We start from the raw sequence: 25,636 nt of genomic DNA, 5'->3' as shown, positions 1-25,636 counted from the left end.
ATTATTCTTACCTTAGCATCGTATGCAATCTTTTGATCTAGACAGAACAGATGTATCTAAGATGAAAGCGGCTTTAGGCGGCGATGATGAACAACTGAAAGTTATTCTGGAGGAATATCATGCGTCAGAAATTGCTATTTTATTTGAAAGTTTAAATAAAGACGACCGGCAACGCATCATCAATCTACTATCTGTAGAGATCGCTTCTGAAGTTATCTCAGAGATGCATGAAGAGTCCCACCCCGAGGAATTGCTGCTGCAACTGCATCCTGATAAACGTACGGAGATTGTAGAAGAGCTTGATTACGATGATGCTACAGATATTATATCGCAATTAGAGGAGCATGAGCAGAAGGAGATTCTTGAGGACCTGAGCGAAGATGATGCCTCCAGCATCCGCAACTTGCTAAGTTATCACGAGGAGACTGCGGGCGGATTGATGAACACGGAGTTCATCAGGATCAACCTGAACCTGACCAAGAAAGATGCAATAGACGAGATCATCCGCCAGAGCGAAGAAATTGAAGAATTCTATACGATTTTTGTAATAGATGACGACAATGTGTTTCAGGGAATTGTGTCTTTAAAAGACATCATTAAAGCCAAAGGGAATGTTCAGATTACCGAGCTTGTTAAGGCAGAGGTGGCTTGGGTACATCCAGATACGGATCAGGAAGAGGTGGCGAGGTTGATTTCACAATATAATATTACCAGTATTCCAGTATTGGATGAAAATATGAAACTGCTGGGCCGTGTGACCTTTGATGATGTGATAGACGTACTGGAAGACGAAAATACAGAGGATATATTAAAGATCTCTGGGGTGTCGGAAGATGAGGAACTGAGCGGTAACTGGATAGAGGCGGTAAAATCGCGTCTGCCATGGCTTATTTTAAATCTTGGTACTGCATTTTTGGCTTCAGGGGTAATCCGGCACTTTGAGCCGACCATTAAGCTGATTGTGGTATTACCTGCGTATATGACAATTATAGCAGGAATGGGAGGGAATGCCGCTACGCAGGCCCTAGCGGTGACCGTAAGAAGGATTTCTCTATATGACCTTACTGATAACCAGGCGTATAGAACCGTACTGAAAGAGCTTATGGTAGGGCTGATAAATGGTGCAGTGACTGGTTTGATTGTATTTTTATTTGCGCTGTTTTTTGACTCCAATCCCATGCTTGGAGTAGTTATCTTCCTTGCTATGACGGGTAATCTGCTGATAGCTGGGGTGACGGGAGCGGGGATACCATTAATATTAAAGCGGGTAGGAATTGATCCGGCCATTGCTTCATCAATAATAATTACAACTTTTACAGATGTTTTCGGATTTTTGCTGTTGCTGGGACTGGCAAGCAAACTTTTATTATAACTTTTACTATTTATATGCAACTAACAAAACACGATTGGACAAGAGAAGAGATATCAGCAATCTATAACAGGTCATTTTTAGACTTGGTTTATGAAGCGGCTACTATCCATAGGGAAAATAAAGATTATAATGAGGTTCAGGTGAGCTCATTGATCTCTATAAAAACAGGTGGTTGTGCGGAAGATTGTTCTTATTGTCCGCAAGCAGCCCGTTACCATACTGATCTGGAAGTTCAGCCACTAATGCAGGTTGGCCAGGTAGTGAGTGCAGCTGTAAAAGCAAGAGAAGGGGGCGCCTCTCGTTTGTGTATGGGCGCAGCATGGCGGGAAGTGCGTGACAACCGTGATTTTGACCGTGTGATAGAAATGGTAAAAGCCGTAAATGATATGGATATGGAAGTGTGCTGCACATTAGGCATGCTTACTGAAAATCAGGCGCAAAGGCTGGCCGACGCAGGTTTGTACGCTTATAACCATAATATTGATACTTCAGAAGATGATTATAAACGCATTATTTCTACGCGTACTTATGATGATCGTTTAAATACCATTAAAAATGTGCGTAAAGCAAAGCTTACTGTTTGCAGTGGCGGAATTATTGGATTGGGTGAAACTGTAGAGGACCGTGTATCTATGTTGCAAACACTGGCTAACATGGCTGTTCATCCTGAATCAGTTCCGGTAAATGCCCTGGTTCCTGTAAAAGGAACGCCGCTGGAAGATCAGCCACGTGTACCGATCTGGGACATGGTAAGGATGATTGCAACCGCGCGAATCGTAATGCCAAATTCTGTAGTGCGTTTATCTGCCGGTAGAAATGAGATGAGTACCCTGGAACAGGCGTTTTGTTTTATGGCTGGCGCAAGTTCAATCTTCGCTGGTGATAAGCTATTAACTACACCAAATCCTGCATTTGTAGATGATATGGCTATGTTTGAATTGCTGGGCTTGAAAACTCGCGATGCATTTAAAAATGGCAGACCTTCCAACACTTTGGTTAAGGCAGCTGAAATTATATAGTTTATAACTTGATTTTTTCAGAGAGCTTATAAATATCATAAGCTACCTTTTGTATTAAGTCAAACTGTTCAGCTATGATAATTTCACCTGTATCGGTAGAATTATTGTCATTCATATTTCTTCTGATGAGCGGTACATTATTAATGGTATCCGTGTTTGTATATAAAGTTTCAGCAGATAAGTTCAAAAGGTAAACGGTATTGTTTGAGATGGGTTTTAACTCCTCAAAATTGATATAGACAAAAGAATGCTCTTTATAATATAGAGATAAAGTAGCGATGTATGATGACAGGAGGTGATTTAAAGCAGTGAATTGGTGTAATTCTTTCATCAATACCTGTTTACTTTTAGGCTCTGAAAACATGCGCTGAAAAAGTGAGGCGAGGTTGGCAGTAGTTACATATACTTCCTTTCTCGCCACCTTATAATTTGTAAAATCCTTAACCTGCTCTGTATATAGAAAAGTCACCTGTTCAAAGTAATTCATGTTTGCTTTCAGCATTTCCATCATCGTATCCTTGAGCTTTTCATGCTCCCAATTTGGAAATAATAAATAGCTGCCCAACAATGCAATACCAGATCCTATTAAGGTATCGTATACTCTTTCCTGAGCTACTGAGAGACCTCCCATGCCTAGAAAATTAAATAATACAAGTATATACGGTGTCATAAACAGCACGCTGATCACATAATTCTTACGTAGAAAACTAAAACAACCAATCATACAGATCAGCAATATGAAAAACAAGGTGTTCTTGTCCTTGACATATATCAATATGCAAATCCCAATCAGCGCACCCGCTATTGTACCGATCAAACGCTGATAATTTCTTTCTTTGGTGAGACTAAATCCGGGTTTAGAGATTACAAGAATGGTTAAAAGTATCCAATAGCTATGAGAAAAATTCAAAGTTTTAGCTACTACAAAGCCAACGAGCATCACAATAGCAACACGCAATGAATGGCGAAATACAGATGAATTAAAGGTGAAATTCTCTGACAGTTGCTTTAAATCTATGCTTTGCCTGGTAATGAACCTTTCCAGATCAATCTGCCTGGGCTTTAAATTCTTCTTTTCATTTTTATTAAAGTAACCGTTGATTGTCTTTACCCTAGATAATATATTTTCAATATTTACTTCAATATTTTTTAAGGCAATAATACCAAGGGTATTGTACTTTCCTTCTGTATTTTTTTTTTCAAGTTGTATGATTTCCTCCTTCAATGCGGCAACATCAGCGATAAGCGAAATGGGTAGGCTAGGGGTATTGCCTGTTTTCAGCGCAAAGGCTATGTCGTCCAGTTGATCGGCTATCTTTAAAATTACAGATTCATAATGGGATAGTATCCCTGAAGGATCAAATTGTTCATGCAGTTGCTTGTAATTATAATAAGTAGACATAACTTGCTCAAAGAGGTCTACCATGTCAACAAAAACCAGTAATAAAAACCGTCCTTCAGGAGTAGATTCTCTCACGATTTCCCTTGTTTTGAAAAGCACTTCTCTTACAGCATCCTGATTTTCATGAACCAACACCTGTAACTGCAGCAATTGGGCATAGTTGTCGTCATAATTTATACTTTCATGATAGAATTTAGCTTTTGCCCGTAAAAAATTACTCACAGCATGTATAGACTCACTCAGTGTCTGCTGAACCAGTCTGTATGGTCTGATCCGGTAAAACAAATAGCTCAATAAGGAATACCAGATGCTGCCGCAGAAAATTAGCAAGGCATAGAACAGAACTTCTTTCCAAGGCCTGACATCATCAATACTCAAAACCATCACCAGCAATGCAGCGGTACCTATTGAAGCGGCCCTCAGACCGTAAAGAAAGAACATGGAAAAGACAAAGCTACAAATTACCAGTAAAATACCTATGAAATAAATATTGTTGTTAGTAATCCCAACTATGAGAGAGATCAGTGTAATTAGTACGGTAGTAATCATCATTGCATTACGGCGATGCACAATAGGTCCTGGAGTATCTACGACACTTACACACAAGGCACCTAATGATAAAGTAATACCGTATTGGAGCATCCCAAATTGCGCCAATATGAGCGACGGACAGAGTACACCAAAGGTAATGCGCAATCCATCAGCAAAATAAGTGCTTAGTAAAAAATCATGAATGTCTCTTATGGGACGGTTGAACATGTAATGAAGCTATTTTATTACAAAATAGCAAAATTTAGACAGACAAACGGAATTTAAAACGATAAATCAAACAATATACTTAAGAAGGCATAATTAATATTATGTTAACTAATATTAATCACTCTTCACGCCCATTAGGGATCCGGAATAATAACTAAAATTCCTCTAGTTTAGATTTAAGCTCCTGAACTTTGTCGAGTTTGTTTTTTCTGGTATAGATATCTATCAGCAACTGCACAGTTGATTTATCATTTTGATTGATTTCATGTGCTTGTAGCAAAGTCATCTCAGCTCTGTTTATTAAGGAAACAAATTTTTGTCCGCTATCTGATTTCTTTTCTTTTAATGCCTCATTAGCTGAATCCACATAGGCAACTCCAAGCTGGTACAAAGCATCAAAATAGTTTTCATCCATGGTCAGTGCCTTATTATAGGCTAATTCTGCGGTACTATAGTTTGAATTGTTCTGATGCAGATAGCCATAAAGAAAATAAAGCAGTTTATTATTGGTTGTTGTTTTTAGCGTATTGTCAATCACTTTAATTGCCTCACTATACTTTTCATGATCCAGTAAAAGGTTGATATAATTATTGGTCAAGTTGGTGTCGTAAGGATTTAACTTTATACCTTCTTCCAACGTCTTTATTGCCAGGTCATTTTCAAACTTCGAAGTATAAATGGCCGCCATATTTTGAAATACTGTCGGATTATGAATGCCATTATCCTTGGCTCTTTTAAAATAGATAAGCGCATTATCAAATCCCCTTATATTCTGTGCAGCAATGGCTGTATTGATGGCCAAAGTCGTATCTGTTGGGAAAAAATCACTCACTTCTTTCAATAAGCCAAAGGCCGTGGTAAAGTCATTGTTATTGAAGGCGGAAGTTGCCTTAGCTTGCTTTTTAATGTTAATATTAAAAATAGATGCCTGAATCAGTTTAGAATTGCCTTGAAATTTATCTAATCTGGCTGCAGAATCAATTGCTTCTTTAGCCGAAACAAAATATTTGTCTGAATTACCTTCATCAGGATCTATAATGGCTACATAGGAACTCAGATATGCTTTAATGGCCCAGGTTTCCGGCCATTTCTTTGTTTTTTTGTCTTTTTGAGCAGCTTCACTTGCTCTGATTCCCTCGCCTATCACCTCCAGTTGCTTTTTAACGTCCTGCTTATTGTTGATCGCCACCTGCAATTTCCCGATACTGTTGCGTGCTACATTAAGCTGGCTTTTTTGAGAAAAAGCAATATTGCAACCTAGTAAAACCAAAAAAATACTCAATAAAGATTTTTTACTCATATCACAAATTTAAAAAAAAAGAGGAATAATAATACTCCTCTTTTTGTTATCAATAAATCAGAACTTTATTCTGCTGGAAGTATTGCGTCTAATTTCTTTTTAATCTCTTCATATTTCACTGTATCATTTTTAAATACATAAATGGTTTTCAAATTATCCAGTGCATTTGCATTTTTAGGATCTAATTCAACAGCTTTTAGATACAAAGGAATAGCCTGGTCTATGAACTTAGTCATCTTGACAGTCATTTCATTAAACAACTTGGTGTTTTTTGCATCCACTTTAGCTCTTTCAGTTTGAATAGCAAGGGCCTGATTGAAGTACGTATTGCCCATCAGATACTGATAAAGAGAGTTTGCAGGTTCTGCAGCTATCAGTTTGGTCAACAGCTCCTGTGATTTTGCGATATCACCTTTCTTAATATAAAGGTCAGTTTGAAGACCTACAAAATAAGATTCATCCGGGTATTTAACAGCACCTTCTTCCAATAACACCATACCTGCGGTAGTATCTTTCAACTTAGAAAACGTAGTGGTTACGATATCCATAAAAAGGATTTTATGATCTGGATATCCCAATTCAATAGCTTTTTTGAATGCACTGATCGCTTCTGGATATTTCTGAATCTCTTTTGCGGCAACACCTGCATTTACATACATACCTGTATCCGTAGGGTTTCTTTTTGTTACCTCAGAAAAAGCATTAAAAGCACCTAAAAAGTCTTTCTTATTATATGCAAAAATACCACGATTTCTAACTGCTGATTCTACATTTAGAAAAGCGTTCTCAATGTTTTCCTTTTCAGCGCCTTTTTTATCAAGCGTCTTTGCCTTTTCAATAGCTTCCTCTGCTATTTTCTGATTTGCAATTGAATTAGCCAAATCTAAAGAGTCTACTAATGCGATCCTGGAAGCAAATAACGCTCTGTATAACCAGGATTCTAACTGATCTTTTGTTTTTTCATTAACAATAGCTTTGCTTGTATGTGCCAAGCCTTCGTTAAGCGTCTTTAAATTCTCTGCAAGCGTCTTATCCTTGCCTAATGCCAAAAGGTTCCATTTCTTCTGGGCCTCAATAATCTCATTCCTTTGAGCATTTGCAAATGAGACAACACCCAATAACAATAAACTAAAAAGTATCTTTTTCATTTTTTTATAATATGATTTAACAATTAATTTTCTTCTTCATTATCGTCTTCATCAGAACCTTCCTCTTCTTCGGTTTCATCTTCAGCGACCTCATCTTCCAGCTCTTCGGCTTCGACAGGTAATTCCTCTACGATGTCTTTTACAACAACATCAGCGGTATCGTCCACTTCGTCTTCATCATGCTCTATTTTAGCCACTGAAGCAATTGCATCGTTACCTTTAAGGTTTATCAAACGTACACCTTGTGTGGCTCTACCCATTACCCTCAATTCACTTACTACAATTCTGATTACAATGCCCGATTTATTAATGATCATCAGATCATCTGCATCGGTAACATTCTTTATTGCTACCAGATTTCCGGTTTTTTCAGTAACATTAATGGTCTTAACACCCTTTCCTCCTCTGTTAGTAACGCGATAATCTTCGATATCAGTACGTTTGCCGTAACCTTTTTCTGAAACTACCAATACGGTAGCCCCCGGATCATCTACAGCAATCATGCCAACTACTTCGTCTTTATCATGGGCCAGTGTTACACCACGTACTCCTGTAGCCGTTCTGCCCATTGGTCTCACTTTCTCTTCGTTAAACCTGATCGCTCTTCCAGAACGCAGGGCCATCACAATTTCACTAGATCCCGTGGTTAATGTTGCTTCAATCAGCTGATCACCCTCATTGATATTGATTGCATTGATACCATTGACCCTAGGTCTTGAGTATGCCTCCAAAGAAGTTTTCTTAATTGTTCCTTTTTTGGTACACATCACAATATAATTGTTTTCCAGATACTCCTGATCTTTCAGGTTTTTTACCTTAATAAAGGCTTTGATTTTCTCTTCCTTCGGAATATTGATGATGTTTTGGATTGCTCTTCCTTTGCTCAGTCTGGTTCCTTCCGGAATTTCGTAAACCCTTAACCAGAAGCAGCGGCCTGCTTCGGTAAAGAATAACATGTAATTGTGGTTGGAAGCGATCAGCATATGTTCAATAAAATCTTCATTTCTTGAATCACTTCCTTTAGAGCCCTTTCCACCCCTGCCCTGAGTACGGTATTCTGTAGCAGCTGTGCGTTTGATATAGCCTTCATGAGAAATCGTGATGACCACGTCTTCGTCCTCAATAAAGTCTTCCATACTCATGTCTTCTGCCGAATGAACGATTTTAGTCCTACGCTCATCGCCGTATTTCTCCATCATTTCGGTCAGCTCGTCCTTGATGATCTGCATACGTTTACCTTCATCGTCCAAAATAGACTGCAGGTATTCAATGGTTTTCATCAATTCATTGTATTCATCTTTGATCTTATCACGCTCAAGTCCTGTCAACCTGCGCAAGGTCATATCAAGAATCGCTCTGGCCTGAATATCACTCAAACCAAACTGCTCCATCAAGCCTGTTCTGGCTTCTTCAGGAGTATCAGATCCACGGATCAATTTGATTACCTCATCCAGGTGATCAAGTGCAATCAGTAAACCCTCTAAAATATGTGCCCGTTTCTTTGCTTCAGCTAGTTCAAACTTGGTTCTGCGGATTACCACCTCATGCCTGTGTTCTACGAAATACCGGATCAGGTCTTTCAAGTTCAGCATTTGAGGTCTTCCTGCTACCAGCGCAATGTTATTTACACTAAAGGAAGTCTGAAGCGCAGTTTGTTTGAACAGGTTATTTAATACGATAGATGCATTTGCATCGCGTTTTATTTCATATACAATACGGATACCGTCTTTATTAGACTCATCCTTTATGTTTGAGATACCTTCAATCTTTTTCTCACCTACCAGTTCAGCTGTGCGCTCGATCATCATCGCCTTATTTACCTGATAAGGTATTTCGGTCACAATGATTACCTCACGGTCCTTTAATATATCGATCTCCGCTTTAGCGCGCATTACAATCCTGCCCCTGCCAGTTTCAAACGCTTCCTGAACACCAGCATAACCATAGATGATGGCTCCGGTAGGAAAATCAGGAGCCTTTACGTGCTTCATCAATTCGGGTATCGTTACCTCATTGTTGTCAATATATGCGATAGTCGCGTTGATCACCTCGGTAATGTTGTGTGGTGGCATATTTGTCGCCATACCCACTGCAATACCAGAAGAACCGTTGATCAATAGGTTTGGTACTTTAGAAGGAAGTACGGTAGGTTCAGTCAGGGAATCATCAAAGTTCAGCTGAAAATCAACTGTATCTTTGTTAATATCCGCCAGCATATCCTCTGCGATCTTCTGGAAGCGTGCCTCAGTATAACGCATCGCAGCAGGAGAATCACCGTCTATAGAGCCAAAGTTTCCCTGGCCTTCTACCATTAGGTAACGTAGACTCCATTCCTGGGCCATCCTTACCATGGTATTATAAACAGACGCATCACCATGCGGGTGGTACTTTCCTAATACCTCTCCTACAATACGTGCTGATTTTTTATAAGGTTTATTGTTTGTAAGTCCTAAGTCGAGCATCCCATAGAGCACCCTGCGGTGTACAGGTTTTAATCCGTCGCGTACGTCAGGCAAAGCCCTTGATACAATTACCGACATCGAATAATCGATGTAGGCCGACCTCATTTGCTCATCAATATCAATCCTGATTATTTTGTCGTTTTCTTGATTTTCTAAATCTTCTGCCATAAAATATTAATGTTCCTTAAGAACGATTTAAAATGTGGTATTCTTATAACCTTGCGAAGCTAATAAAAAAACAGCCATAACAAGGTATTGTGGAAAAATTTTAAACGTAAATTTTAGGCGATTATCATGCCCATTGAATGCCCTTTTTCAGCATGCTCAAAGTATAAGATTCTGCGCTGCCAGGAACAGTCTTGTGGTTGTATACCCATTTGGCCATTGGGGGCAGGCTCATCAGGATGGATTCGATTCTGCCATTTGTTTCGAGTCCGAATTTAGTGCCCGCATCATATACCAGGTTGAATTCTGCATACCTGCTCCTGCGCAGATACTGCCATTCCTGCTCTCTTTCAGTATATTCCGCGTCCCTGTTCCTGTCTATCAACTCTGTATAGGCCGGGATAAAAGTATTGCCTACAGCAACGGAAAAATCCAGGATTTCATCAAATGAAAGACCGCATGTTTCAGGTTTTAACCTGTCGTAAAATATGCCGCCTACCCCCCGTGTTTCCTCTCTGTGCCTGATATAAAAATAATCATCAGCATGGGCTTTAAATTTAGGGTAAAAGGATGCATCAAAGCTGTCACAAGTCTGCTTCAACAAATGATGAAAATAGCGCACATCGGTATCGATTATAAAATGTGGTGTCAAGTCAATTCCACCCCCAAACCACCTTGTCTGCTCGTCCATCTCAAAATATCGGATATTCATGTGTATGATCGGCACAAAGGGATTGCCCGGATGCATTACAATAGAAACCCCAGTGGCAAAAAAATCATCACTTTCTACATTAAAAGCTTTTTTAACAGCCTCCGGCAATTTACCATGAACGGCAGAAAAGTTTACTCCACCCTTTTCAATCACATTCCCATGTTGCATGATCCGGGTACGGCCTCCGCCTCCGCCTTTTCTGTCCCACAGTTCCTGTTCAAATTTTGCTTTCCCGTCCGCTTGCTCCAATCCTTCACAAATCTGATCCTGAATGAGCTGGTATGCTGCTGCTACTTTTTCTTTAAACCCCATTTCATTATTAAACTAGGCTCAAAGTTAACCTTAATGCCAGCGCAATAGGGTTTATATTTGCAGATAGTACATTTTTTTGACACTATTCTTCTATGAAGTTAAGGTCACGGCCATAAGTTTCATCCAGATTGTACAAGGCGATGTATGCCAGGGTTATTGTTAGCACAGCGATGCACAATGCTGCATTGATGATGCCGATATAACCAAGCAACCATTGAAAAAGCAGTGTAACCAGGATCAGTGAACCTCTTACCATATTAGGCACACTGGTAGTTACGGTAGCACGAAGATTGGTGCCGAACTGTTCCGCTGCAATGGTAACAAAAACTACCCAGTAGCCGGTAAATAAACCGAAAAACAGGCATAGAATATAGAAGCCATTGGCTGTCCAGCCAGTATTCAGCAAATAAACCAACATGGCAGCAAATGTGAGTGTGAGAAATATATAGACAATCTTTTTACGTGTTTTAAAAATCTGGCTCAGCGCGCCACTCAGGAAATCACCCAAAGATATTCCAATATAGGTAAACATGACCCCTTTACCATTGTCCAGTACCTCTACAGCGCCTAATGCCTTGCCAAATTCTGGTGCGATACCTACCAGAATACCTACCACAAACCAAAGCGGGACTGCAATCAGTATACAATTTAAGTATTTAAAAAAGCGCTTTCTCTGAAATAGCATTAAGAAATTACCTTTTACCACCTCTTTTTTATTCATCTTTTCAAACATACCCGACTCAAAAACCCCAAACCGCAAAAGCAATAACAATATGCCCAGACCACCCCCTACAAAAAATGCAGTCCGCCATTCAAAAAGATCTCCAACTATATACGCTGCCACAGCACCCATCAGTCCTATTCCTGCCACCAGCATAGTTCCATAGCCCCGTTTTTCTTTACTCATACTCTCGCTAACCAGCGTGATACCTGCTCCAAGCTCCCCTGCCAAACCGATTCCGGCAATAAATCTCAGTGCGGCATACATAGGGATTGTGGTCACAAAACCATTGGCAATATTGGCCACAGAATACATAATAATAGAGCCGAAAAGCACGGAAAGCCGACCTTTTTTATCGCCTATAATACCCCATAATATACCCCCTATCAGCAATCCGGCCATCTGCCAGTTCATCAGATAGAGTCCCGTCTCGGTAATCTTTTCGGCAGGAACGCCAAGTCCGCCCAGGCTTTTGTTTTTAATGATCAGAAATAAAAGTAGGTCGTAAATATCTACGAAATAGCCTAATGAGGCTACAAGAATTAAAAAGAAAACATTTCCTTTTTGGTTGGTATTGCTCATGCAGTTTTTGTTTGGTAGCTGAAAGTACAAACAAATTTACTTCTGAGAAAGCATTTCAAAAAAAAGAACAAAAAAAGAGCGTAAAGACTGAAAAACAGATGTGCCTTGTTATTCAACAGGGCACATCTAAATTAGCTTACTGAATGGTGTCGGGTGGTACGACAGTGGTATCTACAGGTAGCACCGTAGTATCCGCAACTGTAGTATCTACCGGTACCATAGTGGTATCAGTTCCTACGCTATCAGTAGAATCTGAAGCGTTTTTCGTCGAATTGCATGCTGTTGTGGCTACCATTATCGCGCCTGCAAAAGCAAGACTTAAAATTAATTTTTTCATAAGGATGGATTTAATTATCTAATTTGTTGAACAACAGAACATGATAATAGTTTTTTCAATTTTTGAAAACTTGATATTACCAGGCCAAACTTAACGTAGTAATAAAACTAAAAAGACCCTTCTGTTTTATCAGAAAGGTCTTTTTAGAAAAAATTAATTAATTTTAACAGATATTTACTTGGGCATCAGTACGCTGTCAATAACATAAGTTGCCCCATTGCTTGAAATTACATCAGCTGTAGTGATTTTAGCACCATTTACCCACCATGCGCCGTCTTTTTGTGCTAGTTTGATCTTACCTCCCTGTACAGTGGTCAATTCCATTCCGTCTTTCAAATCTGTTGATTTGTAGCTTCCTGAAACAACATGGTATGTCAATACTTTAGTCAGGTCATTTTTCATTTCTGGTTTTAGTAAATTATCTACCGTCCCGGCAGGTAGTTTATCAAAAGCGGCATTTGTAGGCGCAAATACTGTAAATGGTCCGGTTCCGCTCAGGGTCTCTGCCAAACCAGCGGCTTTAACTGCAGCTACCAGTGTAGTGTGTTCACTTGATCCCATTGCATTTTCCACGATGTTTTTAGAAGGAACCATCAAGGCACCCCCAACCATTACACCTTCTTCAGCTACTGTGCTCGTATCAGCCATTACCATGCTGGTATCAACCACCGTACTGTCACCCATTGAGCCAGATTTGTCAGATGAACCGCAGGCCGACATAAAAGCTACCAATACTGCTGCTGATGCTAAACTTAAAAATTGCTTTTTCATAATTTAATGTTTTGTTGTTTTAGATTTTGCTTTGTTAAACTCATAAACGAGAAATAAGATCAATCGGATTTTTGTTGAAGCATTTTAATAACAAATACATTAAATACTAAAAAAATATTTAATGCTAATGCATAAATTCAATAAAATTCTGATATTTAAGCATCATGGTCGTCTCAGAAAATACCCTTAAATGGGGCTTGTGTTTTTATCCTCCCCTGTTATTTCAGCGCATATGGATCAAAAAATTCCATAAAGGATTTAGAGGTGTTGATGTAAAGATTAACAAGAGCCTGTTCAATAAAAACTATAATGGTTCTATTTTCGGAGGCACTATTTATGCTGCTACAGATCCTTTTTATGCAATTTTGTTCGATCAGCTGCTTCAGCGGCAGGGATTTAAAGTACGCGTTTGGCTCAAAAGCGCTTCTATTCAATACTTAAAACCCGGGCGCAGCACGCTTTATTTTACCATAGTCATTACCGATGAGATGCTAAATGACGCCATTACCGCACTCAATACCTCCGGGAAATTCGTAAAGGCCTACCCCATGGAAATTACCGATCCATCAGGAGAGGTTTGTGCCACGGTAATGAACGAGGTGTATATCAGGAATTTACACCAGGGAGAACAACCACGTATAGCTTATTAATTGGCTTAAGAAAATCAGAATGAATATCAGAAAACTCATTTTACAGGGCGAAGGAACTACACTGGATTTCAAAAAAACGATTACCAGTAATGAAAAGATTGCAAAAAGCCTGGTGGCATTTGCAAATAATAAAGGTGGGCAGCTACTGATCGGCGTAGCGGATGATGGTAGCATTAAGGGGGTAAAATCGGAAGACGAAGAGCGCTACATGATTACCAAATCTGCCCATCAGTTTTGTAAACCGGCTATTGAACCGGAATTTGAAGAAATATATGTGGACGATAAGCTGGTATTGATTGTCAAAATTGCTGCAAGTGATACCAAGCCGCATTATGCACTTGATGAACATAAGAAATGGTGGGCGTATTACCGGGTAAATGATAAAAGCATTCTGGCAAGTAAGATCATCGTAGATGTGATAAAAAGGAGTGCAGAGATGACAGGCACATTGATCACTTATACAGACCAAGAGAAAAAACTATTTGAATACCTGCAGCTCGAAGGCAGAATTACACTCAAACAGTTTAGTAAACTAACCAGAAGCTCTTACAGACAGGCGCAGAAAATTATTGTAAACCTCATTTTAAGTGGTGTGATCAAACCTGTCACTTCAGAAAAAGAGGAATACTACGTCACCGCCTAGTTGGACAATAATGTGATGATTATATAACATAACTCATCACAAAATACCCGAATTTTGCCGGAATGTTGAGTACTGTATACAATAAATATAAAGCATATTATAAAGACAACCTGCTATTGGCAATGCCCATTGTAGTATCCCAGCTGGGCCATACACTGGTGTTGCTGGCAGATAGCGTTATAGTGGGCCATTTTGCCGGCACTATGCAACTTGCTGCCGTGTCATTGGTCAACAGTATTTTCATGCTGATTATGGTTCTTGGACTGGGCATCTCTTATGGATTAACGCCACTCATTGCGCAGGAAAATGGCCGTAAAAACTATGAGGAATGTGGCAGATTATTGTCCAACAGCCTCATAATTAACTTTTTTGCCTCCTTACTTTTGTACGGTTTTGTGCAGATTGGTACCCTGCTGGTTATAGACCATATTGGGCAGTCAGAGGAAGTGGTGGCTTATGCCAAACCATACCTCACCTATCTGGGCATTTCCATCATTCCTCTGATGATATTTCAGACTTTCAAGCAGTTTACCGAAGGATTGGGTTTTACTAAACAGGCTATGTACGTTTCCATATGGGGCAACCTGCTCAATATTATCCTGGGGATCATCTTCGTTAAAGGGATGTTTGGCATCAGCCCGATGGGTGTAAAGGGTGTGGGCTTAAGTACCCTGATAGACAGAAGTCTGATGGCTGTGGTAATGGCTGTTTATGTATTAAAGAGTAAGCTGTTTAAAGTCTACATCACGAAGTTAAAGCTGCTGTTTATAGATAAGGTGCGGACCGTTAAAATCCTCAGGATCGGCGCGCCGGTAGCCCTACAATACTCTTTCGAAATCAGTGCATTTAGTGGCGCGGCTATATTGATCGGCACAATTGGTGCTGTAGAACAGGCGGCTCATCAGGTAGCCATAAACCTCGCTGCTGTGACCTACATGATGTCTAGTGGTATTGCTTCAGCCGCTACTATAAAGACCGGAAATAACATAGGGATGAGGAATTTCACCGACCTTAGACATTCGGCAATAGCTAGCTACCATATCGTTTTGATGTTCATGATTGTGACAGCCCTTTTGTTTATTTGCGCACATAATATCCTTCCTTACCTATATACGGAAGATCAGGCCGTGATCAGCATTGCTGCCCAATTACTGATCATTGCCGGGTTCTTTCAATTATTTGACGGCACACAGGTTGTAGGACTTGGCATCTTGAGGGGTGTCGGGGATGTAAATATCCCCACTCTGATCACTTTCGTAGCCTATTGGATTATCGGCATCCCGCTGGGATATTTACTTGGCATCACGCTGGGACTGGGTGTTTATGGTATCTGGTATGGACTTACCTTCGGCTTACTAACAGCTTCAGTCCTGCTTTTCATCAGGTTCCAGAAGAGAACACGCTTTTTAATGAATAGAATTTAATAAGAAATTTTGGTTTATTCAGAAAGTTACGCTAATATTGTCGACTATTTCGATAGACTTAATATATGGCGACAAAATAATGAGTATCCAGGAAAATCAGGTAAGCGTAAAAATTAATAGAACTCAGGAAAAGAAATGGAAAAAGGTTGCATATATATGCCTGATCATCCTGGCTGCGTTGTTTATTGGCTACGCAATCTATTCACATTTAACTTTTGAATCTGTTGTTGTCTTTGGTAAGGAAATGTATACCCAGATGGACGAGAAGTTCTTATGGATGCTGGTTGTTGGCTTTTTGGCCCAGATGGTAGACGGAGCGTTGGGCATGGGCTATGGTGTGGTCTCCACTACCCTATTGCTGTCCGGAGGATTAAATCCGGCCGTAATATCCGGGAGTATCCATACAGCCGAAATGTTCTCCAGCGGTGCATCTGGTTTTAGCCACTATCGGTTTGGTAATGTAAATATGAAACTGTTCAAAACGCTGTTAATCCCTGGTGTACTCGGAGCCATAGCCGGAGCTATTTTGCTGGGATATGCTGGTGACGCGTTTTCAACATGGATCAGACCGGTGATTTCCATATATACGCTTCTACTCGGTATCAGGATACTTTTAAATGCTTTTAAGGAAAAAGCCAAGCCACAAAAAGTAAAGCATGCAGGCTGGTTGGCTGGTGCCGGAGGCTTTTTAGATTCCTTTGGTGGCGGTGGCTGGGGGCCTTTGGTAACCTCTACCCTGATTTCTAAAGGACGTACACCAAAGTATGTGATAGGCTCTGTCAGCCTGACAGAGTTTTTTGTGACCATGGCTAGTGCCATTACCTTCTTCTTTATTCTGGGCGTTAGCCACTGGCAATCTATCATTGGGCTAATTGCGGGTGGTGTATTGGCTGCTCCTATAGCCGCACGTCTGGTAGGTAAACTGCCAATCAAAAAAATGTTTATAGGTGTTGCGGTCATCGTGATCATCTCCAGTATAAGGATTATCTGGATGTCGATAGATAAGCTATTGTAATCTGTTAAAAAACCCCGATATATTTATTAATTTGAGAATTAATAATAGATTTGTACTGCCTGACATGAATGACAAATCTCTCATCGCCATACCAAATTTCGCTTAAACAATACAGATGGGTATTGCACCTGCTGTTTTGGATGGTTTTAATATATACTTTCTATTATCAGATGAACAGTTTGGGTTATTTTAAGAACCCAAAAATTCCAACTAGTATATCTTATAGCGTATTTTCCATGAAAGTTGCGATTATGATTGGTATGTGCTATACCTTTCAGTTTGTGGTGATGCCCTATCACCGGATAGGTAAAAAATACCTATACTGGACCTCACTGGCCGGACTTTTACTGCTTACCTTCCTGTTACAAATATCACTGATAAAACTGGTGATCATAGATTTACCGGCATCAGCAACAAAGACAAACTTTGAGTTTGGCACCCTTGCACTTTCCAATATTTCGAGCTTTATTTTATTGTTCTCTACTTTTCTTGCCTTCTACTATTTTGTGGATATCTATGATCAGCAAAAAGAAATAAAGCAACTGGAACATTATAAAACACAGAAAATAGCATTAGAAAGTAGTTTTCTTAAAACGCAGATCAACCCCCATTTTCTGTTCAATACGCTGAACAATATCTATGCGCTGAGCTTAAAGAAATCCGAACAAACAAAAGTGATCATTGAGCGACTTGAATCGCTGTTGCACTATATGCTATACGAATGTAAAGCGGATCTGGTGCCGCTGGCAAACGAATTTAAGTTTACCGAAAGTTATATCTCGCTCGAAAAGCTGAGACACAAAGAAGACCGGTGCAGTATAGATGTGCGCATTACCGGAGATCCGCAACACCATATGATTGCTCCTTTATTGCTTGTCAATTTTCTCGAGAATGCTTTCAAGCATGGTACAAAATCTAGTTTTGGGAAGTCATGGATAGCCATGGATATTGTGATCAAGGCAAATTCTATGCATTTTAAGCTGCAAAACAGTAAACCATTTGAGGCCGTAGGACAAGCCATTATTGAATACAAAGGCGGTATAGGCCTGAAAAATGTAAAACGCAGACTGGAGATATTGTATCCCAGGCGACATACACTGAAACTAACCAATGCAAAGGACCGGTTTGAGGTAGACCTTTTTATTAATTTTTAAACGATGAGTGTTTTTGTACAGTTAGAGATCAATAAAAAGAACCGATGGGTATATTTCACCAAGTATCGCTGGGTAGCCCATGTTGGGTATTGGCTATGGGTATTGATCTTTGGTACATTTCTGAGCGTTGGTGTTCCTATAACACCTTCTGTTATATGGAACCACTTTGTACTGGACAATTTACTGATAGCTACCTTTTATTATATATACTGTCTGTTTTTGATCCCATACTATTTCAAAAGGAATAAGAATTTTTTGTTCTGGACATTGGTAGTAGGGAGTTATCTATTGCTCACGGCCCTGGATGTTATTTACCACAATACATTTGTTCACCTTACATATGGGAATGGATATGACCAGCCAAAAATGTTATTTTGGGATCAGTATATACACAATTTGGGAGGCTATCTGATAAATTTTCTCTTGTTTTCGATGATGCTTTTCTTTATGGAAAAGAACGAAGAGAATGATACTTTCGTGGAACTGGAGAAAGAGAAAAAGGAAATAATCCAGGTAAAGCTGGATCTGCTAAAAACGAATATCAGTCCCGATTTCATGATGCGTTCCTTAGGGCAATTGAAACAGGCATCAACGATAGATGATCCCGCCACGCCCGAGGCCATCCTTACCTTTTCAGACCTGCTAAGGTATAGGCTTTATAGAGGAAAGCAAAAGCAAACACCTGTGGCCGTGGAACTTGAGGCGCTGTGCAGCTTTGTTCATTTTATCGCGCTAAACAAGACCAATAACAATCTGGAGGTAAAACTAAGCATACAAGGCGATGCAGAAAATAAGTACCTGGCCCCTTTGGCTTTGATTAACATCGTAGAACTGTTTTGTAAATTGCCGGCATACGCATTGGTAGACCTTCAAATAATCATCTTGATAGAAGAAACAGCACTTTTCTTAGAGATGAGCTATGGCAAAAAGGCTGATGAAACACTTATTTCCGATCTGGAGGAATATGGGGATAACTATAAAAATCTATGCGGAAGCAGCATCAAGTTTCATTATGAAAACTGCGAAGATGAAAGATGCCTGATCACACTCTCGCTTCCGATAACGGAAGACCCGGAAACTATTGAAAAAAAATAAGGGCATACCTTTCGATATACCCCTACCTCTTAAACCAAACTCTAACTATGAAACTTTAATTTCTTTTTCCTGTGCTTTAGCTACATCTTTCCCAATCGTGATGTTCAAAATCCCGTTCACATATTCAGCACTGATGTGCTCTGCATCTACGCTATCCGGCAGTACAAACGATCTGGCGAAAGAGAAATAGTCAAACTCTTTTCTGGTGTAATCTTTTTTCTCATCGGTTTCGCCTGCTTTTTTCTCCGCCCATACAGAAAGCGTATCTTTCTTTAAATTGATCTGAAAATCTTCTTTAGTTAACCCTGGCGCAGCAAGCTCAATCTTATAATCAGCTTCTGTCTCCAGGATGTTTACACCCGGTACTTTGTTGACCGTTAAGTTTTTATTTATCGCTTCGCTAAACAAAGAGTCAAATACGTTGTTAAAGTAAGGTGCTGTGTTCCTGGTTCTGTTGTTAAATTTTACGAGTGTCATGGTTATGTTCTCCTTTATTTTTTAATGTTTATTTTATACTAACCACCTATTCAACTCTCATACCAACACGAAATATCATGATATTTAAGACATTATGGCGTAGTAAAGTAAAAATAGAAGACAAAAAGTCAGATTACGCTAGCCTTTTAGACAGTTTCAAGTATAAAACTACCGTTGAAACGCGTTTTGCAGATTTTGATATGCTGGGCCATGTAAACAATGCGGTTTATTTTACTTACATGGAAATAGCCCGCACGAAATACTGGGCGCAGGCGGTAAATTGGGACTGGAAAAAGAATGGTGTGATTATCGCTAAAGCCTGTGTTGACTATATTGCTCCTATTTTACCGGAGGATAAAATTAGTATCTATGTCCGTACTTCCAGGATTGGCAAGAGTAGTTTTGATCTTGAATACCTGATTGTAAAAATTAAAAATGGAGACGAGATAATTTGCAGCAAATGCAAAACTGTTTGTGTTGCCTTTGACTACATAAATAATGTTTCAACTTCCATACCTCAGGACGAAAGAACCAAAATGGTTGTGTTTGAACAGTTGGACAATAACTAAAATATTTTTCCGGGATTCAGAATTCCATTTGGATCAAACACTTTTTTAATGCCACGCATAAGGTCCAGGTGTATTTCGCTGTACTTAACAGGCATAAATTCCTTTTGAACCAAACCTATTCCATGTTCCCCGGAAATCGTACCTCCCAATGCAGTCGTTAGCTCAAAGACTTCAGTGATGCCTGCTTTAAGTTTGTTTTTCCAGTCTTCATCGCTCATGCCGGCTTTTATGATGTTAATGTGAAGGTTGCCGTCGCCTGCATGCCCATAGCATACGCTTTCAAAACCATAGCGGGAGCCGATTTCTTTAATCCCATTGATGAGTTTCGGCAATGCAGCCCTTGGTACCACCGTATCTTCCTCTTTATATACAGAGTTTGACTTTACAGATTCTGCCATGGTACGCCTCATACGCCATAGATCCTCTTTTTGCTGCGCAGAATCGGCAAACAGCACATCCGAGCAATCAAATTCTTCCAGTACCATATTTACCTTTTCACAGTCTTTGAATATCGTATCGAGATCATCACCATCAAATTCTATTAACAGAAACGCATTTGCATCATCTTTAAGGTCAAATTTGATGTCGTCAAATTTTATGACCCACTCCACTCCTTTTCGCTCCATAAACTCCAGGGCACTCGGTGTAATACCGGCTCTGAATATTGCAGAAACTGCAGCGCAGGCTTTTTCGTTTTCAGGAAAAGACCCCAGCATCAACACACTATGACTGGATTTAGGGATAAGCTTGGTAACTATTTTGGTAACTACAGCCAGCGTTCCTTCAGATCCTATCATCATTTGGGTGAGGTTATATCCGGATGCATACTTCAAGGTATTCGCCCCTGTCCAGATGATTTCACCGGTTGGCAATACCACCTCCAGATTCAGTATATATTCCCGAATAGTACCATATTTAACCACCCTTGGTCCGCCAGATCCATGGGCTACGTTGCCGCCTATGAAGCAGGAACCTTTGCTGGATGGGTCGACCGGATACAACAAGCCCTTTTCTCCTACTGCATTGATAAACGCTTCGGTGATTACACCTGGCTCTACCGTAGCCTGCAGATTTTCAGTATCGATATCGATAATGTCTTTAAACTTTTCCATAGACAGCAATACACCACCATAAATTGGCAGGGCAGCTCCGCTAAGTCCGGTACCACCCCCACGTGGAGTAACGGGAATATGATGTTGATTACATATTTTTAGTAATGCAGCAATACCTTCAGGATCAGTGGGTTTTACTACTACTTCAGGATAGTACCTGAGGTCTTCTGTTTCATCGTGCGAATAATTATCAAGAGATTCCTTATCAGTAAAAACATTTGCCGGCCCTACAGCCGCTTTTATTTGACTTAAAAGGTCTTCGGTAATTTTTGTGTACTCCATTTTTAGTTTGGTATTGGTTTTTATGCCTGGTTATTTGGTGTCTGGTAAGAAAGTTGTACAAAAGAATGACCAATCTGGCCCGGCATAGGTGGATTTAGTTTTTTAATTCCTACTTCTATGCTTAACAAAAAGGGATAGGTGGACAGCACTTTATCCAGGATACTTTTTACTACAGTTTCCAGCATTTTGCGCGCATGCTTCATTTCTTCAAGAATAATGTTGTTGAGTATTTCGTAGTTTACCGTACGCTGAAGGTTCTCTGTATCGTCATCGGATTCAAAAGTTACAGTCACATCTACACTAAAATATATACCTGTCAATTGCTCTTCAGGATAATAACCATGATAGGCATAGCACTTTACATCACGGAGGGCTACGGTTTGAATAGTATTATGGACAAGGCTCATCTGTATTATATTTTGGTTGGTATTAGCGCGCCCTACTCTGAATTTAGTAACTTTGGACACAATTACCGTTTTGCTAACCAAATATAGTGTAAACAATGAATAAATCTGCCAAAAAAGACCTCTACGAAGCTCCTGATTATTATTTAATAGACGATTTGCTTTCTGAAGAACACAAATTGATCCGTTCTTCTACCCGCGACTGGGTGAAAAAAGAGGTAAGTCCGGTGATTGAAGATTTTGCACAGCGGGCAGAGTTTCCAAAGCATCTAATAAAAGGGCTTGGAGAAATTGGTGCTTTTGGCCCCACTATTCCTGTTGAATATGGCGGAGCAGGGCTTGATTATACAGCTTATGGGATCATTATGCAGGAAATTGAGCGTGGTGACTCAGGGATCAGATCAACTGCCTCTGTGCAGGGCTCATTGGTTATGTATCCTATTTTTGCCTATGGCAGTGAGGAACAGCGCAAAAAATACCTGCCTAAACTTGCTACCGGTGAATTGATGGGATGCTTTGGATTGACCGAGCCTGATCATGGCTCTAATCCTGGCGGCATGGTTACCAATATCAAAGACAATGGCAGTCACTATATACTGAATGGGGCAAAAATGTGGATCTCCAATGCCCCGTTTGCCGATATCGCAGTAGTATGGGCCAAAGATGAGGCCGGAAAAATAAGGGGAATGGTAGTAGAGCGGGGCATGAAAGGGTTTACCACACCAGAAACACACGGCAAATGGAGCTTAAGGGCTTCGGCTACCGGTGAACTGGTCTTTGACAATGTAGCGGTTCCTACAGAAAATGTGTTTCCAGAGATCTCCGGATTAAAAGGACCATTAGGCTGCCTTAACCAGGCGCGATATGGCATAGCCTGGGGTGCATTGGGTGCGGCGATGGACTGTTATGATACTGCATTGAGGTACTCAAAAGAGCGTGTTCAGTTTGGCAAGCCAATAGGCGGCTTTCAGTTACAGCAAAAGAAACTTGCCGAGATGATCACAGAAATCACCAAAGGTCAGTTGCTAGTGTGGAGGCTTGGTGTACTCAAAAGCGAAAACAGGGCAACATCAGAACAGATATCTATGGCTAAGAGAAACAGCGTGGAGATTGCTTTAGACATCGCAAGAAATGCAAGACAGATGCTTGGTGGTATGGGGATTACCGGCGAGTATTCTATTATGAGGCACATGATGAACCTCGAATCTGTGGTTACTTATGAAGGAACTCATGATATACACCTGTTGATAACAGGTATGGATGTGACCGGTATCAATGCTTTTAAATAACAGGGGAAGTTTATTCACTGAAAAAAAAGATAATAATCATGAAAACATATAAAAAATACACCTACATCCCTGCTCCTCCTGAAGAAGTATACCTGGCAATGACGAAAGAACAGAGCATCAAGTTATGGACCGGTGCAGAAGTGGAATTTACTGAAGAGCCAGGTACTGAATTTTCCTTTTGGGACGGTGACATCTCTGGAAAGAACCTGGAGTTTGAATATGGTAAGAAAATAGTGCAGCAATGGTATTTCGGGGAAGAGAATGAACCCTCAATCGTCACTATAAAGCTCCATGAGGATAAAAAAGGCACATCAGTTGAATTTGTACAGACCAATATCCCGGAAACAGATTATGAAGAGTTTACAGCGGGAATAAACGAATATTATTTGGGTGGTCTTGCCGACTTTTTTGATGAATAATGTATCTTGAAATTAAGCTAAATATTGAATGAAAAATTATACGCGCTCCATTTTACCTTTACTACTTGTTGTTACACTATTTCAGAGTTCCTGTAAAAGTTATCTTCTTCCTGCTGCTTTAGGAACTAATATGAGTTACCAGCCTAAACCAATGGTTATTGATTCTACTCGTTCCCTGACATATGCTTCAGGAGGCATTGCATTGTCAATGTCACCTGGAAAATCTGTAAGATATTCAGCAGGAATGATCAATATAAACCGTGCCCATACCTATAAATCAATTAACTTTGCTTACGGTCTGATGGGGTATTATGGATCCGCATCTTATGATGAATTGTCTTACGATTCAATACCTAGCAATAAACAATTAGTGCCTTCATTCAAAATGTCTACCGGAGGTGTAGGATTGAAAACATCCATTGGCTATCATTTTACCTCTCAAAAAGGAAATACTGATTTTCGGATCATTAACTGGGAGAATTCATTTAGCAAAGAACTGGGTAACTATGCAAAATTCAGAAAAGAAATTTATCGCAATGCAGCTCAGTACTATAAAAATGGAGTGTCAGATTTGATAAATGTCTGGACTACCGGATTATCCACTGAAATCATATGGAGTAATAAAAATGATCCTGAAACAAAACACGCTTTTAGGTATTTTGTAGGGTACACATATGGACTTAAGGATAGCTTTCTAGAATCTGCCGACAAAAGTCTTTTTGAACTAGACACAGAAATTCTTGATCAGGCAATTACTATCAATTATTTTCATCAATACAAGAAGTTCTCTATGAACTTTGAATTGGGTGTCAACAATAAAGTTGGCACAAAGATTACGATGGGGTATGTACTTTAACCCTATTTAGTCTTCAGAATAAACTCCCCTGATCTCGTTTCTCAGATTATAATGTGATGCCATCACTTCTCCATAGGCTCCCGCACTTCTTAAAGCGATCAGGTCATTTCTGAAAGTTTCAGGCAGCTCTACCTCTTTACCAAAACAATCAGTGCTTTCGCAGATCGGCCCTACCACGTCATATTTAACCACATCCGCGACAGCAGGTTTGGAGATATTTTCAATCTTGTGATAAGCCTGGTAAAGTGCAGGCCTCATTAATTCCGTCATCCCGGCATCCAGCACGATGAAGTTTTTCTTTTTGCCGTTTTTCACGTACAATACTTTGCTTACCAAAGATGCCGACTGACCTACCAGCGCCCTTCCCAGTTCGAAATGTACTTCCTGATTGGGCCTTACATTCAGAAACTCATTGAATATCTTAAAATACGCAGGAAAATCAGGGATCTGTCCATCAGGATGATGGTAATCTATCCCCAATCCTCCACCTACATTCAATACTTTGACTGTAAAGCCACGCTCTTCAAACCATTCTGCGAATTCATTTACACGTACACAAAGGTTTTTGTATACATCAAGGTTTGTGATCTGTGAACCAATATGGAAATGGATACCGATGAACTCCAGCTGATCACTTTTCTTTAGTGTCTCTGCACAGAGTGGCAAATCCCATGAATTGATGCCAAATTTGTTTTCGTCCAGACCAGTAGTGATGTTATGATGCGTGTGCGCATCCACATTTGGATTGATACGAATGGCGACCCTGGCTTTTTTACCTTTAGCGGCAGCCAATTCATTGATCACTTCCAGTTCCTGGATAGATTCAACATTGAAACAGAAAATGTCCTGGTCCAAAGCATCATTTATTTCCTTGTCAGACTTCCCTACCCCCGCAAAAACTACCTGGGCTTTATCAAAACCCAATTCAATAGCCTTGCTTACTTCACCCCCGCTTACACAGTCGGCACCAAAACCGATCGCCCTGATCTTCTCTAATACCCTTGAATTGAAATTGGCTTTCATAGCGTAGTGCACATGAAAATTATATAACTTAGCAGCATCTGCACAATTACTCAGTGTACTTTGTAATAAGGCAAGGTCGTAATAATAGAAGGGCGTTTCTAAATTAGCGAAGTGAGAAATATCTTTATCAGAAAACATAATGTTTAAATATCTTGTTGTAGT

At 40.0% G+C, this 25,636-nt stretch carries 24 protein-coding genes; 12 read left to right on the top strand and 12 right to left on the bottom strand.

The window, feature by feature from the left end:
* Nucleotides 1-22 precede the first annotated feature (22 nt).
* A complete protein-coding gene (gene mgtE, locus EZ437_RS15485) occupies nucleotides 23-1,372 on the top strand; it encodes a magnesium transporter (protein WP_131596974.1) in 1,350 nt (449 codons plus the stop codon).
* A 14-nt stretch (nucleotides 1,373-1,386) separates the two neighbouring features.
* Nucleotides 1,387-2,391 (top strand): biotin synthase BioB, encoded by a 1,005-nt coding sequence (gene bioB, locus EZ437_RS15480; protein ID WP_131596973.1) that lies wholly within the window; start codon nucleotides 1,387-1,389, stop codon nucleotides 2,389-2,391.
* Between the two features lies 1 nt (nucleotide 2,392).
* Here bioB and EZ437_RS15475 read toward each other — a convergent pair whose 3' ends face one another.
* The 8 genes from EZ437_RS15475 to EZ437_RS15440 all read right to left on the bottom strand — a co-directional run bounded on the left by EZ437_RS15475 (nucleotide 2,393) and on the right by EZ437_RS15440 (nucleotide 12,945).
* Nucleotides 2,393-4,552: an FUSC family protein gene (locus EZ437_RS15475; RefSeq protein WP_131596972.1), complete on the bottom strand. Its 2,160-nt coding sequence runs from the start codon at nucleotides 4,550-4,552 to the stop codon at nucleotides 2,393-2,395.
* A 154-nt stretch (nucleotides 4,553-4,706) separates the two neighbouring features.
* Nucleotides 4,707-5,852, bottom strand: coding sequence for a tetratricopeptide repeat protein (locus EZ437_RS15470; RefSeq protein WP_131596971.1), 1,146 nt, complete (start codon nucleotides 5,850-5,852; stop codon nucleotides 4,707-4,709).
* 65 nt (nucleotides 5,853-5,917) lie between these two features.
* Nucleotides 5,918-7,000 carry a tetratricopeptide repeat protein gene (locus EZ437_RS15465; RefSeq protein WP_131596970.1) on the bottom strand — a complete coding sequence of 361 codons (1,083 nt, stop codon included), beginning with the start codon at nucleotides 6,998-7,000 and terminating at the stop codon, nucleotides 5,918-5,920.
* A 23-nt stretch (nucleotides 7,001-7,023) separates the two neighbouring features.
* Nucleotides 7,024-9,630 carry a DNA gyrase subunit A gene (gene gyrA, locus EZ437_RS15460; protein ID WP_131596969.1) on the bottom strand — a complete coding sequence of 869 codons (2,607 nt, stop codon included), beginning with the start codon at nucleotides 9,628-9,630 and terminating at the stop codon, nucleotides 7,024-7,026.
* A 124-nt stretch (nucleotides 9,631-9,754) separates the two neighbouring features.
* Entirely contained in the window at nucleotides 9,755-10,651 is an 897-nt protein-coding gene (hemF, locus tag EZ437_RS15455; protein WP_131596968.1) for an oxygen-dependent coproporphyrinogen oxidase, read from the bottom strand.
* A gap of 82 nt (nucleotides 10,652-10,733) precedes the next feature.
* A complete protein-coding gene (locus EZ437_RS15450) occupies nucleotides 10,734-11,954 on the bottom strand; it encodes an MFS transporter (RefSeq protein ID WP_131596967.1) in 1,221 nt (406 codons plus the stop codon).
* A 136-nt stretch (nucleotides 11,955-12,090) separates the two neighbouring features.
* Nucleotides 12,091-12,291: a coproporphyrinogen III oxidase gene (locus EZ437_RS15445; RefSeq protein WP_131596966.1), complete on the bottom strand. Its 201-nt coding sequence runs from the start codon at nucleotides 12,289-12,291 to the stop codon at nucleotides 12,091-12,093.
* Nucleotides 12,292-12,465: 174 nt separating this feature from the next.
* A complete protein-coding gene (locus EZ437_RS15440) occupies nucleotides 12,466-12,945 on the bottom strand; it encodes a fasciclin domain-containing protein (RefSeq protein ID WP_394343173.1) in 480 nt (159 codons plus the stop codon).
* A 281-nt stretch (nucleotides 12,946-13,226) separates the two neighbouring features.
* Here EZ437_RS15440 and EZ437_RS15435 point away from each other — a divergent pair, with 281 nt between their 5' ends.
* From EZ437_RS15435 to EZ437_RS15410, 6 genes are all read left to right on the top strand, one after another.
* Nucleotides 13,227-13,712, top strand: coding sequence for a DUF4442 domain-containing protein (locus EZ437_RS15435; RefSeq protein ID WP_131596964.1), 486 nt, complete (start codon nucleotides 13,227-13,229; stop codon nucleotides 13,710-13,712).
* A 19-nt stretch (nucleotides 13,713-13,731) separates the two neighbouring features.
* Nucleotides 13,732-14,355, top strand: coding sequence for an AlbA family DNA-binding domain-containing protein (locus EZ437_RS15430; RefSeq protein ID WP_131596963.1), 624 nt, complete (start codon nucleotides 13,732-13,734; stop codon nucleotides 14,353-14,355).
* A gap of 62 nt (nucleotides 14,356-14,417) precedes the next feature.
* A complete protein-coding gene (locus EZ437_RS15425; protein WP_131596962.1) occupies nucleotides 14,418-15,779 on the top strand; it encodes an MATE family efflux transporter in 1,362 nt (453 codons plus the stop codon).
* Between the two features lie 79 nt (nucleotides 15,780-15,858).
* Nucleotides 15,859-16,794 carry a sulfite exporter TauE/SafE family protein gene (locus tag EZ437_RS15420; RefSeq protein ID WP_131596961.1) on the top strand — a complete coding sequence of 312 codons (936 nt, stop codon included), beginning with the start codon at nucleotides 15,859-15,861 and terminating at the stop codon, nucleotides 16,792-16,794.
* 236 nt (nucleotides 16,795-17,030) lie between these two features.
* Nucleotides 17,031-17,948: a sensor histidine kinase gene (locus EZ437_RS15415; RefSeq protein ID WP_165500437.1), complete on the top strand. Its 918-nt coding sequence runs from the start codon at nucleotides 17,031-17,033 to the stop codon at nucleotides 17,946-17,948.
* Nucleotides 17,949-17,951: 3 nt separating this feature from the next.
* Nucleotides 17,952-19,043: a histidine kinase gene (locus tag EZ437_RS15410; RefSeq protein WP_131596959.1), complete on the top strand. Its 1,092-nt coding sequence runs from the start codon at nucleotides 17,952-17,954 to the stop codon at nucleotides 19,041-19,043.
* A 45-nt stretch (nucleotides 19,044-19,088) separates the two neighbouring features.
* Here the strand turns inward: EZ437_RS15410 and EZ437_RS15405 are convergent, their stop codons facing one another.
* Nucleotides 19,089-19,520, bottom strand: coding sequence for an Hsp20/alpha crystallin family protein (locus EZ437_RS15405; RefSeq protein WP_131596958.1), 432 nt, complete (start codon nucleotides 19,518-19,520; stop codon nucleotides 19,089-19,091).
* A 77-nt stretch (nucleotides 19,521-19,597) separates the two neighbouring features.
* Here EZ437_RS15405 and EZ437_RS15400 point away from each other — a divergent pair, with 77 nt between their 5' ends.
* On the top strand, nucleotides 19,598-20,089 hold the full coding sequence (locus EZ437_RS15400) for an acyl-CoA thioesterase (RefSeq protein ID WP_131596957.1): 492 nt from the start codon (nucleotides 19,598-19,600) through the stop codon (nucleotides 20,087-20,089).
* Here the strand turns inward: EZ437_RS15400 and EZ437_RS15395 are convergent.
* Nucleotides 20,086-21,483: an FAD-binding oxidoreductase gene (locus tag EZ437_RS15395; protein WP_131596956.1), complete on the bottom strand. Its 1,398-nt coding sequence runs from the start codon at nucleotides 21,481-21,483 to the stop codon at nucleotides 20,086-20,088. The two genes, EZ437_RS15400 and EZ437_RS15395, sit on opposite strands and share 4 nt — an antisense overlap.
* 20 nt (nucleotides 21,484-21,503) lie before the next feature.
* Nucleotides 21,504-21,890 (bottom strand): dihydroneopterin aldolase, encoded by a 387-nt coding sequence (locus EZ437_RS15390; RefSeq protein WP_131596955.1) that lies wholly within the window; start codon nucleotides 21,888-21,890, stop codon nucleotides 21,504-21,506.
* A gap of 95 nt (nucleotides 21,891-21,985) precedes the next feature.
* Here EZ437_RS15390 and EZ437_RS15385 point away from each other — a divergent pair, with 95 nt between their 5' ends.
* Genes EZ437_RS15385 through EZ437_RS15375 form a run of 3 tightly spaced genes read left to right on the top strand, consistent with a single transcriptional unit; the run spans nucleotide 21,986 to nucleotide 24,451 of the window.
* Nucleotides 21,986-23,176, top strand: a complete 1,191-nt coding sequence (locus EZ437_RS15385; RefSeq protein WP_131596954.1) for an acyl-CoA dehydrogenase family protein — start codon at nucleotides 21,986-21,988, stop codon at nucleotides 23,174-23,176.
* A 38-nt stretch (nucleotides 23,177-23,214) separates the two neighbouring features.
* Entirely contained in the window at nucleotides 23,215-23,595 is a 381-nt protein-coding gene (locus EZ437_RS15380) for an SRPBCC domain-containing protein (RefSeq protein WP_131596953.1), read from the top strand.
* Nucleotides 23,596-23,623: 28 nt separating this feature from the next.
* A complete protein-coding gene (locus tag EZ437_RS15375; RefSeq protein WP_131596952.1) occupies nucleotides 23,624-24,451 on the top strand; it encodes a hypothetical protein in 828 nt (275 codons plus the stop codon).
* Between the two features lie 6 nt (nucleotides 24,452-24,457).
* Here the strand turns inward: EZ437_RS15375 and lysA are convergent, their stop codons facing one another.
* Nucleotides 24,458-25,612, bottom strand: coding sequence for a diaminopimelate decarboxylase (gene lysA / locus EZ437_RS15370; RefSeq protein ID WP_131596951.1), 1,155 nt, complete (start codon nucleotides 25,610-25,612; stop codon nucleotides 24,458-24,460).
* Nucleotides 25,613-25,636 lie beyond the last annotated feature (24 nt).

It is taken from the genome of Pedobacter psychroterrae (assembly GCF_004331695.1).
Lineage (GTDB): Bacteria > Bacteroidota > Bacteroidia > Sphingobacteriales > Sphingobacteriaceae > Pedobacter > Pedobacter psychroterrae.
Note: the sequence above shows the minus strand (reverse complement) of the source record. Positions and strands in the feature narration are given on the sequence as shown.